Source organism: Tahibacter harae (assembly GCF_024437735.1).
GTDB classification, from domain to species: domain Bacteria; phylum Pseudomonadota; class Gammaproteobacteria; order Xanthomonadales; family Rhodanobacteraceae; genus Tahibacter; species Tahibacter harae.
The window spans coordinates 109,231-123,736 of record NZ_JANFQO010000006.1 but is presented as its reverse complement, the minus strand read 5'-3'; the positions used below and the strand labels follow the sequence as shown (position 1 = coordinate 123,736).

The following is a 14,506-nucleotide window of genomic DNA, read 5'->3' as shown; positions in this document are numbered from 1 at the left end:
GAAAACATCGCTTGCGGCCTGCGCCGGCACAGGCCGGGCCAACTCGGTACATATCCTTGCAAACCTGAGGGTTCTGGCTATGGCTGGGCTCCGGAGGCGGGCATAGAATCGCGCCATCAGGGACAGCAGGGGCGGGCTATGCAACTCACGGAACCGGGGTCGGCGCCCCGGCCGGACGGCGAGGTCCGTCTGGTCGCGCTGAGCGCGCGTCCCACACTGCCGCCGCGCGTGCGCAGCCTGCTCGAAGGTGTGCTGGCCCTGGCCGGCGGCCTGCTCGAACGCTCCCTCGCACTGACCTTGAACGAACACGAGCAGCAGCTGTTCAAGCTGGCCGAAAAGGCGCACAGCAGCAACGAGCAGCATGCGGTGTTTGAATCCCTGCGCGAGGTCAAGCGCGGCCGCGCCGATGTGGCGCCGCGCTTCATGCTGTTCCTGGAGTCGGCCCTGGCCCAGCTCGACGGCAAGCCGGAGGCCGCGGCCAGCGCGCCGCCGCGGCGCTTCCAGGAGCTGGCCCTGGTCGAGACCCGCGATCTGGAAGAACACATCGCCCTGCAGGAGATCTCGGCCAAGGCCGAGATCCGCCACAGCCAGGCGCTGTACGCCCTGGGCCACCGCTTCGGCGTGATGGCCGGCGCGCCGGCGCTGGACGCCGAGCGCCTGCCCCTGGGCCCGCAGCAGATCTGCGCCGCACTGCGCTACGCCACCGCCTGCCTGGGCATAGCGCTGGAACACCGCCTGCTGCTGTACCGCCAGTTCGACCGCGTCGCCCTGGCCGAGGCCGGCGCCCTGTTCAGCGCGGTCAACGACTACCTGATCGAGAAACGCATACTGCCCCATCTGCAGCTGGCGCCCGGCCGCGGCAGCGTCGCCACGCCGCCGCAGAGCCCGGCCAATGCCGCGAACACGCCGCCGCCCGCCGGGGCGCGCCCCGCCCCGCCGCGCGGCGCGTCCGGATCGCGCACGGCCCAGCCCGAAGACACGCGCGACTCGGAACTGTTCCACACCCTGCGCGAACTGCTTGCCGGCCGGCGCCAGCATCTGGCCCCGGTGCCCGCGGCGGCGGGCACGCTGTCCAGCTACGTCGCCACCGGCGAGGACCTGCAGGCCGTCCTCGGCAGCCTGCAGGCGCGTCCGGCCGCGCCCATGATCCTGGGCGGCCGCGTGGTGCAGCGGAACATCGCCCACCTGCGCCAGGACCTGCTCAACCAGTTGCGCCAGTTCACCCCGGACGGCCGTCCGCCGCGCCTGACCGAAGTCGACGCCGACACGCTGGACCTGGTCGGCATGCTGTTCGACTTCATCGCCAAGGACGTACGCCCCACCGGCGCCACCCAGTCCCTGCTGACCAAGCTGCAGGTGCCGGTGCTGCGCGTCGCCCTGCGCGACAAGAGCTTCTTCACCCGGCGCGGCCATCCGGCGCGCCAGCTGCTCAATGCCATCGCCGAGACCGGCCAGTACTGGATAGACGAGACCGAGGGCGAGGCCGACCGGGTGCTGGTCGAGAAGATGCAGTTGGTGGTCGACCGCGTCAGCAACGAATTCGACGGCCGCGACGAACTGTTCGACGAGTTGCTGACCGATCTCAGCCGCCACATGGGCACCCTGGCGCGCAAGGCCGAAGTGTCCGAACGCCGCCACGTCGACGCCGCCAAGGGCCGCGAGCGCCTGGACATCGCGCGCGAGCGCGCCACCCAGGCGGTGGCCGCGCGGCTGCAGGACAAGAAGGTCAACCGCCTGGTTCGCAGCCTGCTGGAACAGGCCTGGACCGATGTGCTGGCCCTGACCATCCTGCGCCAGGGCGAGGAATCGGAGGTCTACCGCCGCCGGCTCGGCGTGGTCGAGCAACTCGTCGCCGGCCAGGAAACCGGATCGCCGGCGCTGCGCCATGACATCGAACAGGGCCTGGGCCAGGTCGGCTTCCATGCCGAGGAAGTGCAGGAGATGCTGCAGCAGATCCTCGGCGGCGGCCCGCCGCGGGACGACAGCAGCGCCACCCGCACCGAACTCGCGCTCAAGCTCAAGTCCAAGACCCGCCTGGGCGAGGAACCCGCGGCGGAGGCGCCGCCCGTCGCCAGCGCCATCGGCGGTCCGGCAGCCGGCGCGGCCGAAGCGGCCGCCGAAACGGCGCCGCTGAGTGCGGAGGAACGCCAGATGCTGGAACGTCTCAAGACCCTGCCCTATGGCACCTGGTTCGAATTCGTGCTCAACCAGCAGGGCGACACCGTGCGGCGCAAGCTGTCCTGGTTCTCCACGCTGACCGGCCGCTGCCTGTTCGTGAACCAGCGCGGCGCGCGCACCGAGGAACGCAGCATGCAGCAGCTGGCGCGCGACCTGGTACGCAAGCAGGTGCGCATCGTCAGCGAGGAACGCGAATCGCTGATCGACCGCGCCTGGCATGCGATAGTCGGCACACTCAGGAACTTCGCCGGCAAGCCGCCGGCGGCGCAGACGGACGCCGGATGAGGAACAAGCTCATGGTCGAACACCGCCGCGCGCCGCGCCGCCGCGCCGAGGAAATCATCCAGGTCATCAACACCATCACCGGCGAGAGCGTGGGCCGCATCGGCAATCTCTCCATCGACGGCATGATGTTGGTCAGCGACCGCCCGGCCCGGGACGATGCGCTGTACCAGTTCGCCTTCCAGCTGCCCGACGAAAACGGCCAGTTGCACCAGCTGGAAATCGGCCTGCACGAGCAATGGACCGAGCAGGCCAGCGTGCCCGGCCAGCACTGGGTAGGCCTGCGCTTCATCGACATCAGTGCGCAGGACCAGGCGCTGCTGCAGGCCTGGCTGGAACGCGGCCGGCACAGCTGGGAATAGGCGCTTGAAGCGGCTGGCCGGTTTCGTCCTCGCCGCCGCCGCGCTGCTGGCCGCGGCGGCATGGCTGTACGGGCGGCCGCGGGCGGATGTGCACAAGGCCAGCTTCGTCATCTTCGGCGGCCTCACCGACGTGGAACTGCGCGGCGTGCCGCCGGCGGCCGCGGCCGCCGCCTTCGGTGCCATCGGCGAACAGCTGCAGCGCGACCAGCGCGCCTGGCATCCCTGGGAGATGAGCGACCTGATGCGGCTCAACGCCGCCATCGCCCAGGACCTGCCCTACCAGGCCTCGCCCGAACTCGCCGGCCTGCTGCGCAGCGCCCAGCAGGGCTATGTGCGCAGCCAGGGCCTGTTCAACGCCGCCATAGGCAGCCTGGTCGGCCTGTGGGGCTTCCACACCAGCGACTATCCCATCACCACCCCGCCGCCGCCCCAGTCCACCATCGACACCCTGCTCGCCACACGGCCGCGCATGGATGACATCAGCGTGGCCGAGGACGGTACGGTCACCTCGCGCAACCGGCATATACAGCTGGATTTGAACGGCCTGGCCGAAGGCTATGCGGCCGAGCAGATCGCCGCCCTGCTCAAGCGCCAGGGCATCGCCAATGCGCTGATCAACGTCGGCGGCGATGTGCTCGCGCTGGGCCAGGCCGACGAACGGCCCTGGCGCGTCGGCATCAGCTCGCCGCAGCACCAGACCCTGGCCGGTGTGGAACTGCGCGGCCACGAGGCGCTGTTCTCCTCCGGCAACTACAACAAGTTCCGCGAGCGCGAAGGCGAACGCTGGGGCCACGTGCTGGACCCGCGCGATGGCAGGCCGGCACGCGGCGTGGCCGCGGTCAGTGTGATCCATACCGATGCCGTCGTGGCCGACGTGGCCTCGACCAGCCTGATGATAGGCGGCGCGGAAGGGCTGGAAGCCCTGGCGCGCTCGCTGGGCGTGAGCTGCGTGCTGCTGGTGGCCGACGACGGCACGGTCTGGGTTTCGCCGGCGATGCAGCAGCGCCTGACGTTCACCACGCCGCCGCAGAATCTGCGCCTCAGCGCCGATCTGGGCGGCAATTGCGCCGGCAGCCGACCGCAGCCGCCAGCGCCATCGGCCGCGCCCGCGGCGACGGCGCCTTAGCCGCGTTGCGGGGCGAAGTGGCAGGCCTGCGCAGGAATGCGCGCCTGCGGTAACGGTTACGCCCGTACGGCGGAACGGCCGCCATGCGGCCGTTCCGTCCGCGTCTCAGTAACGCGCCTTCAGGAATACCGAAGGACCGGACAGGTTGATGTTCAACTTGCCGTCGAAATCGCGTTTGTCCGCGTCGATACGGATGCGCTGGGCGCCGTATTCCACGCCGAAGCCGACATGGCGGAACGGGAAAAACTCGAAGCCCAGGGTGGCGTTGTAGATATGTCCCGAAATGGAACCGCCGTTCTTATACACGCCGGCGATATCGGCATAGAGACGGGCCGAATCGCTGAAGGCATGGCGCCAGCCCAGTTCTACCAGCGGCGCCCAGGCCGATTCGCTGTCGCGCAGATCGACCCGGGTGGTGCTGCCGTTGAGCGAGGCATCGCCGCTCACCTTGCCGGCCACGCGGTAGTAGCCGCCACCCAGGCCTATGCCCCAGACATCGCGTTCGCCGGCCGGTATCCACCAGCGCCAGGCCACGCTGGCGAAATCCATGTTCAGCTCGCCCTGCACATTGGCGCCGATGTCGAAGGTGCTGCCGTCGTAGTTGATCTGGCGGCGCAGGGTGGTGCTGGCATCGCGGTGGAAGCGGTAGCCGTCGACCTCGATGCCCTGGCTGTCGCCGATCAGGAAGCCGAAGCGGGCGCGGCCCACGACGCGGTCCTTGGTGAGGCCGAAATCGTCCTCGAAGTTCACATCGCTGCCGATCACATCGTTGGACCCGTTGATGCGGGCGTCGGCATCGCTGTCGGCCTGGTAGGCGCCGGCGGAGAAATAGATGCGGTCCAGCGCCATCGGCCGCTCGGCCTGGGCGGCGGGCGCCAGCGCGGCACCGGCAAGCAGCAGGGCCGGCAGGCAGCGCAGCGGAGTTTTCCTGTTCATGGTGATTCCTTGTCGCCTGTTGCGTATACGGCGGCCCGATGGCCGCGGCCTATTGTGACACGGTGACGACGCGGCCCCGTTCCTGAAGCCCCGCGCATCATGGATCGCGCCGGCGTCGAAGCCGTGTGAACTCGGAAAACTCCCACTGGCGCAGGCCCAGCATCAGGCTGAAGCCGTCACGCTGCCGCAGCGGCAGGCGCGCATCCTGCCGCGCCAGCTCGTCGAATTCCTGCGCCAGCCGCACCAGCGCCGCGCGCAGCTGCGTGCGCGAAGCCATCGACAGCATGCCGCTGACGAACTGGAAGGCGTCGCCCACGCCGTCGAACGGCCCGCGCAGGAATTCACCGGCCACCCGCGCCAGGAAAAATTCGTGCACCGGCCCGTCGCGGCGCCAGGAAAAAGTGCGCGAAGTCAATTTTTTGATACGGCGCGGCGGGCGGTAATCGACAATGCGCAGCTCGTCCAGGCGCAGCAGCAGGCTGACCAGCTGCGATTCGTCGAAGGCATAGGTGCTGGCGATCTCCTCCCACTTCCAGTCGTTGACTACGAGATAGGTCAGCAGCAACAGCTGCGGATCGCGCACGAGGGCGCGCTCCTGCGCGTCGCTGAACTCGTGCACGCTGAGCGGTGCACTGGCATCGACCAGCTCGGCCAGGCTGAGCTGCAGCACTTCGCAGATGCGGTCCAGCCGCGCCAGGGAGAAATCGCCGCGGCCCAGATCGCGTTTGATGGTGGGCTCGCTCACGCCCAGCAACTGCGCCAGCTGGCGATAGGTGATGCCGCGCTGGCGCAGCACGCTGCGGATGTTCTCGACGAGGATCTTGGCGGCGCTCATACGTACTGCCCGGTATCGGATTCCGATACCGGATCAGACCTCAGGTATCGCCGGGAAACAAGGTGGGCTGAGCTGGCCGCGGAGCCTGGCGGCCCGCATTCAAGCCACGGCAACAATTGCGATGACTGGCAGACGGCCACGGATCGGCGCTGTACCGGCGAGCCGCGAAGGGACGCGGCCAGGGGCGCAAGCGCCCCGGCCGCGGCTGGATCGGTCACGGGACTTGGTCCATCCCATCAGCGTTGCGAGAATCCTTGTGCCCGCCGCGTGCCCGCATCCTCACCAGCCGCCGAAGTCTGCCAACCCTGTCGCAGTTCGCGCATCCGGGAAATCCCTTGCACCGCAGCGTCAATGTCATGGCAAATACCGAATTTCATGACCCAGAATTCGCTGCGCCGCCGTAGGTGCATGCGCAATCACTGTTCTTCACGCTTTCTCACGCCGACGGGCGCGAGCGGAACAGCGGCCCGCGTCTGGCCGGAGGCGTTGCGGCGGGATTGAGCGATCGCATGGGTCTGCAGCGGCAGGAAATGGCCGTCCCGATCCGTGCGCCGATTCGCCACGGTTCCGGACTATGGGTGTCCTGAAATGGCGCCCTTCACGGCGGTTCCGGACTGTGGGTGTCCCCAGTTGCACTGCCCCATTTGCACAGGCGGGCATGAGCGAAAAAGCGAAACCGTGCCTTGCTTGCGACATCGCACTGGCATTGCGTCATCGCGCCGATCCGCCGCAAGCGGCTGGAACAGGAAATGGGCGTCCCGATCCGTTGCGCGGATTCGCCGCGGTAGAGATCTCCCTCGTGACGACGATCCCAAAACAGGAACCCGTGTTGCGCCATTCCCGCCTGCCCAACCTCAGGGCCGCGCCGTTCACCTGTCCCGCGCCGCCATCACTTCGGCGATCCACGCCGCATAGTGCGACAGGCGCACCTGATAGCTGACCTGGCCGTACAGGCCCGGGCGGAAATCCGCCAGTTCGCCCTGGGCCAGCTTCCACGAGGCCAGCCCGGCCAGCTTCCAGGAACCACCCTGGCGTATCAGCACCGGTCCGCCACTGTCGCCATTGCCGAGCATGCCTTCCAGCGGCAGCGCCGTGCTGCCGCTGTCGAAGCGATAGGTCAACCAGCGTCCCTGCGCCTGCGTGATCCGGTTGTAGGCGCGGCGCAGTACCGTGCGATGCGGCGACTGCATGTCCTGACCGCGGCGTCCGTCGCCGCTGGCGCCGGCACCGAACAGCCTGGCCAGCCTTCCTTCTTCGCCGTTGCCGCGGAACAGGGCCACCGGTTTCACGTCCTCGACCGGCTCGGCCAGGCGGATCAGCGCAATATCGTCGCTGGCCGCGAGCGCCGCAATCAGCGGCGCAGCATCGCCGCTTTCCAGTGATTTGTCCGGCCTGCGGTAGGCCGGGTGCAGGATGACTTCGGCCACTGCGCGTGCGCGGCCGGCCAGGCAGATCTCGTTCACGGCGGTTCCCTGCACCGCATGCGCAACGGTGACCACCCATTGCCTGGCGATCAGTACGCCATGCCCTTCATGCGGCAGATCCGCCAGCGCCGGGAATTCCTCCGGCGCGACGCGGTAGCGCCCCTCCGGCACGTCGTCGCGGATGACGATGGCGCTGGCGGCCGGTGCGAAAGCCAGCAACAACAGCGCAGCGAAGTGGAGAGATGACATGGGATCCTGGCGGACAGAACGACGCCACACGATAGCGCAGGCGCGTGTCCAGCGGGATGCCCGCCGCGCCGGAACCCGTGGCCGCGGCGCGTTGCGGCCGGAATACCTGGCCTGCAGGAATCCGCGCCGCCGTACTTCGCATGCGGCCTTTCCGCTGCGGCTACCAGAATTGCATCGCACGCAAAGGCAGCCGCACCGGCGCGGCAATTCCGGCGGCGCGGCGCTCCCAGTAATCGCCGGCCAGGAACGGTGGAAACACCGCCCTGCCGGCGAAGTCCGCCCGCGCCAGCCAGGCTGTCTCGACGATGTGTTCGATCCGGGCTTCGGCACGGTCCGCGCTCAGGGTTCCGCCCAGCACCTCGGCCAGAAACCAGAACTTCACATGGCGCGTGTGCGGCGAATGGAATTCCTCGATATACGCCAGCGGTCCGACGCGGACTTCCAGCCCGGTCTCCTCGCGCACCTCGCGCGCGGCGGCCTGCTCCAGCGACTCCTCGCCCTGCACGCCGCCGCCGGGCGCTACCCAGAAGTCGTATTTTCCGGGCACCGCGTGACGCACCAGCAACAGGCACCCATCCTGCTCGACCAGTGCTCCCGCGGAGATGCGATGCTGCATGATGGACATGTTCCCTCCTCGCAATGATTCGTTCCCGGCCCGGCCATGAACCGCGGCCGGCCCAGGCGGCTCAGCGCAACGCGGGCGCGCGCAACAGCAGCACGCCCAGCAGCACATACCACAGCGCCTGCGCCAGCAGGACTGCGCCCATGCCCGCCACATCCAGCCGCAGGCCGCCAAGATAGGCGATGGCGCAAGCGGTGGCCGCCGCCATGCCGTAGACCGAAACCAGCCGCGCCAACCCGTCCGGCGCACGCCACAAGTCCAGCGACCAGGCCGCGATGCCGCAGGACAGCAGCAGCGTGCCGAAACCTGCCAGTGCCTGGTTCAGCGCCGCGGCGAACAGCAGCACGGCCGGCGCCGCGGCCTGCACGGTCTCGCTCGCGCGCAGCGCCCGCGCCGCGAAATGGCCGGCGGCGAATCCGTTGACCAGCGCCGCGCCCGACATTGCAGCCACCCCCAGCCCGTACAGCCGCCCGGCGCAGCGCACCAGCGGCCGCTGCGCGCGCGGGCCGGAATACTGCGCCAGCGCCAGCCAGGCCGCGAGCACGAGCAGAATCAGCAACCCATGTACATGCGCACTGAGCGGCGCCTGTGCCGCGATCGAGGCGACCCGCTCGGCGGCGCTGTCGCCGTGGGCGACGGGATGGAACGCCATCGCCGCCAGTTGCAGCACGGCGGCCGCGATCAGCACGGCCGCGGCAACCGGGTGGCGCGCGGGCGAAACGGGGACAGGCGGGGACATGATCGGCTCCGGCAAGGTGGCGGCGGAAAACTAGCAGCCGCGCGCCGGCGGATTCCGGACAATCGCGGCGCAATGTCCGCCGCGTTTCGTGGGACCATCCCGGCCATGAGCAGCAGCCCGCAGAAAACGGATCCCCGCCGCCAGCGCACCCGCGACGAATTGCTGTCGGCCTTCTTCACCCTGGTGCTCAGCCGCCGCTACCACGAGATCCGCGTGGCCGACGTGCTGGCCGCGGCGGGCGTGGGCCGTTCCACGTTCTACGAACATTTCCGCAACAAGGATGAGTTGCTCTCCGCCGCCCTGTACGGCCCCTTCTCCATCCTCGCCGGCATCGTCAGCGCCGAAGCGGGCACGGCGCGGGTCGCCGGCATCCTGCAGCACTTCTGGGAAAACCGCGCGCTGGCGCGCAGCATTTTCCACGGCGCGGCGCTGCGCGTGGTGCGCAGGGCGCTGATCGCGCAGATCGAATCCAGCCTGGCTCGCCAATACCGCAGCCGCCTGCGCATTCCGCCGCGCCTGGCCGCCCATGCCCTGGCCGACGGCATGTTCTCGCCCATCGTCGCCTGGCTGTCCGGCGAGGCGGCCTGCAGCGCCGGCGATCTGGCGGCCGCACTGCAGCTGTCTGCCACGGCGACGCTGCGCGCGCTGCAGGTCAGCGCAGGTGCGGATGAATCCGTGCGGGCCGGATAGCGGGCAGGCGGCCGGCGACCGGTCTGTTCCGCCGCGGCGACCTGCCGCGGAGGCCAGCTGGCGCCGCAGCAGGGCCGGCGCAATCGCGCACGAAAAAACCCGGCCCCTCGCGGGCCGGGATCAAGCGGAAGGCCGGCCGTAGCGGCGATCTAGTGCCAGGCCGCCACGTCGCGGACCGAAACGTCCGCGATCAGGATGGTCCGGCTGTTCGTGTCCGGCTCTGCTGCCGCGGCAGCGAGGCCTTCCTTGAGTTGGAGCATCTCCGCGCCCATTGCTTCGAGATCCAGGTCCAGCTGCTGCACGCGCGGGAACAGCTCCTTTTCCTCTTCGCGCACGTGGTGCTGCACATACTCCTTGAGCACGGTCACATGCGCCTTGATCGCGGGCTGGGCCGGATCGCCGCCGTTCATGCCGGCGATGAGCCCGCGCAGCGTGCCGTGTTCGACGGCCGCCTCCCAGGTGAGGTCGGCGCCTTCCTCGTCCAGCAGCGGCAGCACCGCCGGATAGAACAGGTTTTCCTCGATCTCCGCGTGGATGGTGAGGGCCTGGCCTATGCGGCTGGCGAGCAGCATCTGTTTTTTCGCGTTGCCTTCGGCCTGTTCAAATTCCTCGAACAATTTATCCACTTCGCGGTGGTCGGCCTTGAGCAGTTCGATGATGGTCGGGTGGTTGCGTGATGCCATGACGTACTTCCTTGCTGGCTGTAGGGCTGGCGGAAAGGCAATCGTCGCTGCTGCCGCAGCTGGCTGCGGGCCTGGACACAGTAGCCGGACGTCAATGGGCCGCTTCCACAGACAGCCGGCTACTGTGTCCGCCTTCGGCGCACCGCCTCCCTAGGCGGCGCGCATGACCGCTGCCGCAGCGCCGCAGCCGGTCGCGGTACTGCTGTGCCGCTAGCGGCGCTCGGGTTTATCGGAATGCTTGTTCCACTCGTCGCGGGAGACCATTCCGTCGCTGTTCTGGTCGACCTGGGCCAACGTCATGTTGCGCACCTTGGCCGCGTCGAATTCGGCCTGGGACACGCTGCCGTCGCGGTTGGTGTCGACCGAGTCGAACGACGGCATGTTCATGCCGCTGCGATCAGTGGGATTGTTGGGGTTGTTCGCCGTCGGATTGTTGGAGTTCTGCGCGCAGGCGGAACCGGCGAGCAGCAATAAAACGGCAAGGATTGGCATTTTCATGGAATACCTCGGCTGGCGATGGGTTTGGATAATTGCGGAATCTTTCAATCGGAGCCGCTGCGGATCCGCGACAGGAAGCGGATCCGCAGGGACAGCCGGCGGCGCCGCGTCCGCTGTGTCAGCGGTCGCGGCGGTTGCCGCTGTCTGTGTCGTTGTCCTGATCGGTGCGGCTGGCGCCGCCGCGCGCTTCGCCGCCCTTGCGGCCGATTTCCGCCATGTGCTCCCTATCCTGGCTCACCGCTTCGCCGCCCTTGCGGCCGGCTTCGCGCGCCTCCTCGGAGGTGAACTCGTGCGCGCGGCCGCTTTCGTGGGCGGCGCGGCCGCCCTGGCTGGCGATCTCGCGCTGGCGTGCCTCGTCCATTCCGGCAAAGCCGCGGCCACCGCCCTGCTGGCCGCCGCTGGCCGAACGGCTCTGGCTGCTGCTCTCGCCCTGGCTGCGGCCGCCCTGGTTGTTGCCGCTCTGGCTGCGATCGTTCGTGGTGTCTTGTCCGCGTGGTGTGTTCGGCATGATTTCTCTCTCAGGCTGGGTTGCTGTTACGCCGGCCTGCTGTCGCAGTTCTCATGCCAACCAGCCCTGCCGCGAAAAAGGCCTGGAAATACGCGGTTTTCCGCGCACAGTTCAGCTTCGGCACTGGAGCAATGCACGGAAATTTGTACAGTAGAATTCAATGTGCACTGGCGGGCACAGCGCTGGCGTCGCGACTTGCGCAACGGCGCGATGAAACCCCCACATCACGACGACCCGGAGCGGCCTAATCCGCAGCGGCGCTCAGTAAGGCGGCAGCAGACGCCGCAGCCCGTGGCACAGGACGGCTGCAAGAAAAAGCGGACTGCGCAGAAACAGTCCCGCGGAAAAATTCGTTGCGCAGGATTCCTGCGGATCTGCCAGAGCCGCCGCGAGCCGTTGCAGATAGCCGGTGCCATGCGGCCAGTCCAGCAGTCTTTCGCGCCATTGCGGCGGAATGCCGTCCACACCGCAGACCAGCGCCGCCAGCGCGCCCGCCATTGCCGCATTCGTATCCACGTCGCCGCCTGCGTCCACGCACAACTGCAGCGTCTGCGCGTAGTCGCCATGCCCCTCGTACCAGGCGAGCAGAGCAAACGGCACCGAGTGCAACGCGAACCCGGGCACGCCGCGCTGCAGGCCTAGGGCCTCGCGCAACCGCTGCGTCGGCTGCGCGCTGGCGCAGGCTTCGGCCAGCACGGGCTGCAGCGCGCGCCATTGCGCATTCTCGCTGACCCCGGTCAGCACCTGCGCGAATTCCGCCGGATCCGGCCGCTGCCGCCACTGGCCGCAGCTGATGCGCGCGGCCGCCTCGGCGATGGCCAGCGCACCGGCCAGGGCGCGTGGATCGGTATGCGTCAGCAGGGCCGATGCGGCCACGTGGGTTCGCCGCGCCGCGCTGTCGTAGGCAAAGCGGCAGCCGATCAGTGCCGCACGCATGGCCGGGCCGTTACCCGCCGAACGCACGCCGCTGGGCCGCAGCCCCAGCCAGAGTTTCAGGATTCCGCGCAAGGTGCCCAGGCCGATGCCGGCCGGCAGCGACAGCAGCCACCAGCGCAGCCGCCAGGCCAGCACGCGCCGGAAGACATCGACATCGCCGGCGCTGCGCAGCAGCGCCTGGGCCACGAATACCGTGTGATCGGTGTCGTCGCTGACCATGCCTCGGCCAAGAAGGAAACGCTGCCGCAACGCCCCGTGCGCCCAGCGCCGGGCGCGGCGCGCCGGCAGTCCCTCGAACGGCAGTCCCAGCGAATCACCGACCGCACCGCCAAGCAGGCAGGCGTGCAGTTGCGCAAGAAGGTTCATGCGGCGTCCCAGGCCGATGCGAATGCGCTTCGGACCTGGGTGGAGGTGTTTTGTTCCGCGGCGGCGCGGATGATGCTCTGCTGCTTCGTCCACGCCGCCGCCTGTACGGACCGGACGCCGGCCACCTTTATTCAAAAAGCGAGCAGCAGGGATTGCGGAACATGCTCTCGTGACTGTAGATGAATCCGCCGCCGTGAAGCACGAGCCAGCCGGCCGCCGCACACAGGCACAGGCCGGCGATAAGCCAGCGCAGCCACCGCAGACTTCCGCCGGAAGACGAAACCAGCCAGGTCGCTGCGATACTGCAGAGCCAGGCCACGATATAGCCCATCACCACCACGTCGCCGCCGATATTGCGGGCCTTGCCAGCCAGCACGCGGCCGACCAGGACCGCGTCATACCACGCCAGCACCAGCGCCACGGCCGCCGCCGCCGCGCACAGAAACAGCAGCCGGCGCGAAGGCCGCCCCGCTGCCGTAGCTTCATCTGTTCTGCTCACACAGCCCCCTGCGCATCTAGGTCGAAGATCGCCGACACGCCCATGTTCCTGGCTTGACGCGCCGCCGGCAAGCAGCGGGCAAGCCGGCCCGGCATGGGAAGTGCGCTTGTCCCGCGCTAGCATAGGAACAACCTGCCCGAGTCAACCGACAAAAGGAGATTCGTATGCTTCGCCGCATTCTGCCGCTGCTCTCGTTCGTGTTGTTGTCGGTCGCCGGCACCGGCGTCCAGGCCCAGCCCAGCGACATCATCGGCACGGTGATCGACGCTACGAGCAAACAGCCGATTGCCGGCGTGAACGTGACGGCAATGAGCTCCAACCTCCCGGATCCGAAAAAAACCGCCACGGGCGCAGAGGGCGATTATCGCCTCGCCGAGCTGTCGCCCGGCGTCTACACCTTGACCTACGAGCACAGCGCCTACAGACCGTATGCGCGCTACGACTACCAACTGCGGTTCAACCGGACGATACGCCTCAACGTCGAGCTGTCGCCGAAATCGCTGGCGCCGCCGGCGGGCCAGCCATGACGGCCGCGCGGGCCGAAGAACGACGGACGCGGAATACCGCGCGGGACACATGCCCTACCATCCCGATCACCTGGCGCGGAATGCCGGCCGGACACAGCGATGCGTGAGGGCTGGGGCCAGAGGCTGCGGCAGCGCCGTCGGATCACCGCCCCTATTGCTTGATCGGCCAGTTGTGCGCCCGCTGCTTCTGCACCGGAGCCGGCCGGGGGCCCGGCTCCAGGTTTTCGGCCAGCAGGCGTATATCGGCGGGAAGGAAGTCGCCGCTGCCGTCGCAGTCCAGATAGGCGCCGCCGCCGACCTTGATCTTGTCGAAATCGACGAACAGCTCGCGGCCGCTGGCCGGCCTCCTGGTCGAGCTGCACAGATCCAGCGGAACCTGCAGCCGCGCCTGCATCGGAAACGTGGCGACGCTGCCAGGCTTGAGCTTCTGCAGAACCGAGTAGTCAATGGAGACAAAGGCATCCTTGGTATCGATGCCCACGCATTTGCCCAACGCGATATCAAAGCTCATGCCGGCCTCTACACATGCATGCGCGTCAGCGTCGGCAGAGCGCCTGCGACATGACGGTCCAGCAGCGCCCGCAGGCGGATTTCCACGGCCGCGAGGTTCTGCAGGTCCATCGGCGCGTACAGGGAATAGATGAAGCCGCCGGCGTTTCGCCGCGGCTGGCGGCCAACCTTGACGCGGCGGCTGTCGGCCGCCGTGCTCCAGAGCAACTGCAGCAGCGCCGGGCCGATGCTGGTCTCCGGAGACAGCCGGAACTGGAAATGCACGACCAGCTGAGAGCGGCCCTTGGTCGCGATAGCCGCCGAAACAGCGGGATTGTTCACGGCACCCCCTGACTTGGGGAAAATCGGCCGGACGCCGTGACGGACGAATAGCGCGAGAATTCGCGACGAAACCGGATAAGCCACCGACTATGCGCGCGCGGTTGTTAGTTCGCTGTTACGTGGACTCCCGCTGACGGCAGCCCTGGCCGGCAGGGGCCGTTTCCGGCGGCAATCCGGCCCGGCCCGTTCTCGTGATGCGTGAACGCCGGCGGCGG

16 protein-coding genes and 1 pseudogene are annotated in these 14,506 nt (G+C 68.4%); 5 read left to right on the top strand and 12 right to left on the bottom strand.

Going from position 1 to position 14,506, the window contains the following annotated elements; translation table 11 throughout:
* Positions 1 to 138 precede the first annotated feature (138 nt).
* Genes NM961_RS08385 through NM961_RS08375 form a run of 3 tightly spaced genes read left to right on the top strand, consistent with a single transcriptional unit; the run spans position 139 to position 3,948 of the window.
* On the top strand, positions 139 to 2,463 hold the full coding sequence (locus NM961_RS08385) for a DUF1631 domain-containing protein (protein ID WP_255913632.1): 2,325 nt from the start codon (positions 139 to 141) through the stop codon (positions 2,461 to 2,463).
* Positions 2,464 to 2,474: 11 nt separating this feature from the next.
* A complete protein-coding gene (locus tag NM961_RS08380; RefSeq protein ID WP_255913630.1) occupies positions 2,475 to 2,822 on the top strand; it encodes a PilZ domain-containing protein in 348 nt (115 codons plus the stop codon).
* Between the two features lie 4 nt (positions 2,823 to 2,826).
* Entirely contained in the window at positions 2,827 to 3,948 is a 1,122-nt protein-coding gene (locus NM961_RS08375; protein ID WP_255913629.1) for an FAD:protein FMN transferase, read from the top strand.
* Between the two features lie 105 nt (positions 3,949 to 4,053).
* On the opposite strand, the gene NM961_RS08370 is transcribed toward NM961_RS08375, so the two are convergent.
* From NM961_RS08370 to NM961_RS08350, 5 genes are all read right to left on the bottom strand, one after another.
* Positions 4,054 to 4,884 carry a putative outer membrane beta-barrel protein gene (locus tag NM961_RS08370; protein WP_255913628.1) on the bottom strand — a complete coding sequence of 277 codons (831 nt, stop codon included), beginning with the start codon at positions 4,882 to 4,884 and terminating at the stop codon, positions 4,054 to 4,056.
* A 97-nt stretch (positions 4,885 to 4,981) separates the two neighbouring features.
* On the bottom strand, positions 4,982 to 5,719 hold the full coding sequence (locus NM961_RS08365; RefSeq protein ID WP_255913627.1) for a helix-turn-helix domain-containing protein: 738 nt from the start codon (positions 5,717 to 5,719) through the stop codon (positions 4,982 to 4,984).
* 869 nt (positions 5,720 to 6,588) lie between these two features.
* Positions 6,589 to 7,392, bottom strand: a complete 804-nt coding sequence (locus NM961_RS08360; protein ID WP_255913621.1) for a S1 family peptidase — start codon at positions 7,390 to 7,392, stop codon at positions 6,589 to 6,591.
* Positions 7,393 to 7,552: 160 nt separating this feature from the next.
* Positions 7,553 to 8,017, bottom strand: a complete 465-nt coding sequence (locus NM961_RS08355) for an NUDIX domain-containing protein (protein WP_255913617.1) — start codon at positions 8,015 to 8,017, stop codon at positions 7,553 to 7,555.
* Positions 8,018 to 8,078: 61 nt separating this feature from the next.
* Complete coding sequence (locus NM961_RS08350; RefSeq protein WP_255913616.1) at positions 8,079 to 8,753, bottom strand: hypothetical protein; 675 nt, start codon at positions 8,751 to 8,753, stop codon at positions 8,079 to 8,081.
* A 105-nt stretch (positions 8,754 to 8,858) separates the two neighbouring features.
* Here NM961_RS08350 and NM961_RS08345 point away from each other — a divergent pair, with 105 nt between their 5' ends.
* Positions 8,859 to 9,443: a TetR/AcrR family transcriptional regulator gene (locus NM961_RS08345; RefSeq protein ID WP_255913614.1), complete on the top strand. Its 585-nt coding sequence runs from the start codon at positions 8,859 to 8,861 to the stop codon at positions 9,441 to 9,443.
* Positions 9,444 to 9,592: 149 nt separating this feature from the next.
* Here the strand turns inward: NM961_RS08345 and NM961_RS08340 are convergent, their stop codons facing one another.
* From NM961_RS08340 to NM961_RS08320, 5 genes and pseudogenes are all read right to left on the bottom strand, one after another.
* A complete protein-coding gene (locus NM961_RS08340; RefSeq protein ID WP_255913612.1) occupies positions 9,593 to 10,126 on the bottom strand; it encodes a hemerythrin domain-containing protein in 534 nt (177 codons plus the stop codon).
* Positions 10,127 to 10,336: 210 nt separating this feature from the next.
* Complete coding sequence (locus NM961_RS08335) at positions 10,337 to 10,624, bottom strand: EF-hand domain-containing protein (RefSeq protein WP_255913611.1); 288 nt, start codon at positions 10,622 to 10,624, stop codon at positions 10,337 to 10,339.
* A gap of 118 nt (positions 10,625 to 10,742) precedes the next feature.
* Positions 10,743 to 11,012 (bottom strand): annotated as a pseudogene (locus tag NM961_RS08330) (KGG domain-containing protein); the annotation flags it as partial.
* A gap of 381 nt (positions 11,013 to 11,393) precedes the next feature.
* On the bottom strand, positions 11,394 to 12,434 hold the full coding sequence (locus NM961_RS08325) for an ADP-ribosylglycohydrolase family protein (RefSeq protein WP_255913610.1): 1,041 nt from the start codon (positions 12,432 to 12,434) through the stop codon (positions 11,394 to 11,396).
* A gap of 127 nt (positions 12,435 to 12,561) precedes the next feature.
* A complete protein-coding gene (locus NM961_RS08320; RefSeq protein WP_255913609.1) occupies positions 12,562 to 12,855 on the bottom strand; it encodes a hypothetical protein in 294 nt (97 codons plus the stop codon).
* Between the two features lie 242 nt (positions 12,856 to 13,097).
* On the opposite strand from NM961_RS08320, the gene NM961_RS08315 reads away from it, so the two are divergent.
* A complete protein-coding gene (locus NM961_RS08315) occupies positions 13,098 to 13,460 on the top strand; it encodes a carboxypeptidase-like regulatory domain-containing protein (protein ID WP_255913608.1) in 363 nt (120 codons plus the stop codon).
* A gap of 151 nt (positions 13,461 to 13,611) precedes the next feature.
* Here the strand turns inward: NM961_RS08315 and NM961_RS08310 are convergent, their stop codons facing one another.
* A complete protein-coding gene (locus tag NM961_RS08310) occupies positions 13,612 to 13,971 on the bottom strand; it encodes a hypothetical protein (RefSeq protein WP_255913607.1) in 360 nt (119 codons plus the stop codon).
* An 8-nt stretch (positions 13,972 to 13,979) separates the two neighbouring features.
* Positions 13,980 to 14,375, bottom strand: coding sequence for a hypothetical protein (locus NM961_RS08305; protein WP_255913606.1), 396 nt, complete (start codon positions 14,373 to 14,375; stop codon positions 13,980 to 13,982).
* Positions 14,376 to 14,506: the final 131 nt, after the last annotated feature.

Coding starts and splice junctions, on each gene's coding strand:
- NM961_RS08385 (WP_255913632.1), top strand. CDS start 139: ATGCAACTCACGGAACCGGGGTCGGCGCCCCGGCCGGACGGCGAGGTC.
- NM961_RS08380 (WP_255913630.1), top strand. CDS start 2,475: ATGGTCGAACACCGCCGCGCGCCGCGCCGCCGCGCCGAGGAAATCATC.
- NM961_RS08370 (WP_255913628.1), bottom strand. CDS start 4,884: ATGAACAGGAAAACTCCGCTGCGCTGCCTGCCGGCCCTGCTGCTTGCC.
- NM961_RS08365 (WP_255913627.1), bottom strand. CDS start 5,719: ATGAGCGCCGCCAAGATCCTCGTCGAGAACATCCGCAGCGTGCTGCGC.
- NM961_RS08360 (WP_255913621.1), bottom strand. CDS start 7,392: ATGTCATCTCTCCACTTCGCTGCGCTGTTGTTGCTGGCTTTCGCACCG.
- NM961_RS08355 (WP_255913617.1), bottom strand. CDS start 8,017: ATGTCCATCATGCAGCATCGCATCTCCGCGGGAGCACTGGTCGAGCAG.
- NM961_RS08350 (WP_255913616.1), bottom strand. CDS start 8,753: ATGTCCCCGCCTGTCCCCGTTTCGCCCGCGCGCCACCCGGTTGCCGCG.
- NM961_RS08345 (WP_255913614.1), top strand. CDS start 8,859: ATGAGCAGCAGCCCGCAGAAAACGGATCCCCGCCGCCAGCGCACCCGC.
- NM961_RS08340 (WP_255913612.1), bottom strand. CDS start 10,126: ATGGCATCACGCAACCACCCGACCATCATCGAACTGCTCAAGGCCGAC.
- NM961_RS08335 (WP_255913611.1), bottom strand. CDS start 10,624: ATGAAAATGCCAATCCTTGCCGTTTTATTGCTGCTCGCCGGTTCCGCC.
- NM961_RS08325 (WP_255913610.1), bottom strand. CDS start 12,434: ATGAACCTTCTTGCGCAACTGCACGCCTGCCTGCTTGGCGGTGCGGTC.
- NM961_RS08315 (WP_255913608.1), top strand. CDS start 13,098: ATGCTTCGCCGCATTCTGCCGCTGCTCTCGTTCGTGTTGTTGTCGGTC.
- NM961_RS08310 (WP_255913607.1), bottom strand. CDS start 13,971: ATGAGCTTTGATATCGCGTTGGGCAAATGCGTGGGCATCGATACCAAG.